At 46.1% G+C, this 1,552-nt stretch carries 2 protein-coding genes; both read right to left on the reverse strand.

The window, feature by feature from the left end:
• A partial coding sequence (locus tag VE944_RS02790) for a phytanoyl-CoA dioxygenase family protein (RefSeq protein ID WP_324971952.1) occupies window positions 1-829 on the reverse strand: 829 nt, incomplete at its 3' end.
• A 300-nt stretch (window positions 830-1,129) separates the two neighbouring features.
• A partial coding sequence (locus VE944_RS02795) for a LysR substrate-binding domain-containing protein (protein WP_324971955.1) occupies window positions 1,130-1,552 on the reverse strand: 423 nt, incomplete at its 5' end.

Below are 1,552 nucleotides of genomic sequence, written 5' to 3' on the forward strand. Positions count from 1 at the left end.
AGGCGAAGTGCTTTCGGTGTTCTACAGGGATAGTCTCGTAGTAAGACCGAGTAAACTGAAGATCGTGCCGCTTTGCGTTCTGAGCGTCCGGAGCATCCACACCAAGCACTAGCGCTGGCCGCGATTTTTGAGATTGGTTGCCTGTACCCCGATGAATAGTCAGTGCTGACCGAACAGATATATCTCCACGCTTCGGCATCTTCCTCACGGTGCGCTCTTGATATCGACCGTAGAGAGATTTGGGCGGAAACATTCCGTGTTGGAAGCCGATTGGCCGATCCCACTGGGTGCCGGGCGCTATCTCGAACGGCCCCATGTCCTCTTCGACATCCACGGTGGTTAAGTTGAAGGCAAGGGAGTTGAGCCTGCGTCCTGTCAGAGTCGCTTCGGGAGCGGGAAAGTCGCGGTGCCACGGCTGATTCATGGAGCCAGGAAGAGGCACGTCGAACCCAATCTCCACGATTTTGTAGTCTTTAGAGAGAACTGCTGTTGACACTGCCACTACCCAAGGATGTGTCACAAGATCGAGAAACCCCCTGATTCTCTCCGGGTGAATTTCTACGTAGTATCGGTTAGGCCCTCGCCCCACTGCCCCTCCAGGACGCGCAAGGGCTTCTGAGAAGAGAACCTCAATATCCTCACCGAGGCGATCTGCCCACATCGGCTCAAACGCCCCCTTCAACCCAATGATCCCGTTGCCGTAGAGTCCACCCATTATGGTGGCAGTATCGTACTGCTCATCAAGCGCGGTTGGGGATATCTCTTCTGTTTTCTCGGCTTGGACGGTATTCGTATAGTCAAGGGCAACTTCGTGCGTGGCTGTATTCATCCCAATCTCCTTCTAAGAGCGTTTTAAAACAAGGTCATAGTGGGCGAAATTATAGCGATATAGTTCTGCTACCTGGCCACAATAACCCCAATAAACTAATAATAATTTGGGGTAGAGGGCACGCAATTGGGCTATAAATTTCTAAATAAAAGGGTTTTAAACGATAACATCCAAAAGATGCTCCAGTTTTTAATCGAAATATTGTAAATAAAGTTAATAAATACTTCTACTGTTGTTGCCATACATACCCAACATTTACACTCATAAGGAAGTTAAACAGTCCGAATGTTTAAAATCAATTTACCCTGATTGTCTCTGTTGAAACTTACTAATAGCTTTTTGAGTAAATTGTAAAAAATTCTCTACAATAGGAGTTAAACTGTTTTGCTGCCAGATTATAGCAGTTTCTATTACAGGTACTTCTTCAAGTATAGGACGATAAACTACACCAGACCTTTGAAGATTCTGTAGAGAAGATGGTGTAATCGCCACACCCATTCCAGCCGAGACTAGTCCAATAATTGTTTGCATTTGAATCGCCTCCTGAGTAATGTTAGGTTTGAAGTTTCTCTGCTGAAAAAGACTCATGATTCGATCATAAAGTCCTGGTGCTAGATAGCGGGGAAACATGATCAAAGGTTCACTTAAGAGTGATTGCACACAGATGTGTTCTTTTTGAGCCAATGAATGAGTTGAGGACAAAGCCACAACTAAAGTTTCGCT

The sequence above is a fragment of the Nostoc sp. genome (genome assembly GCF_035638895.1).
Lineage (GTDB): Bacteria > Cyanobacteriota > Cyanobacteriia > Cyanobacteriales > Nostocaceae > Nostoc.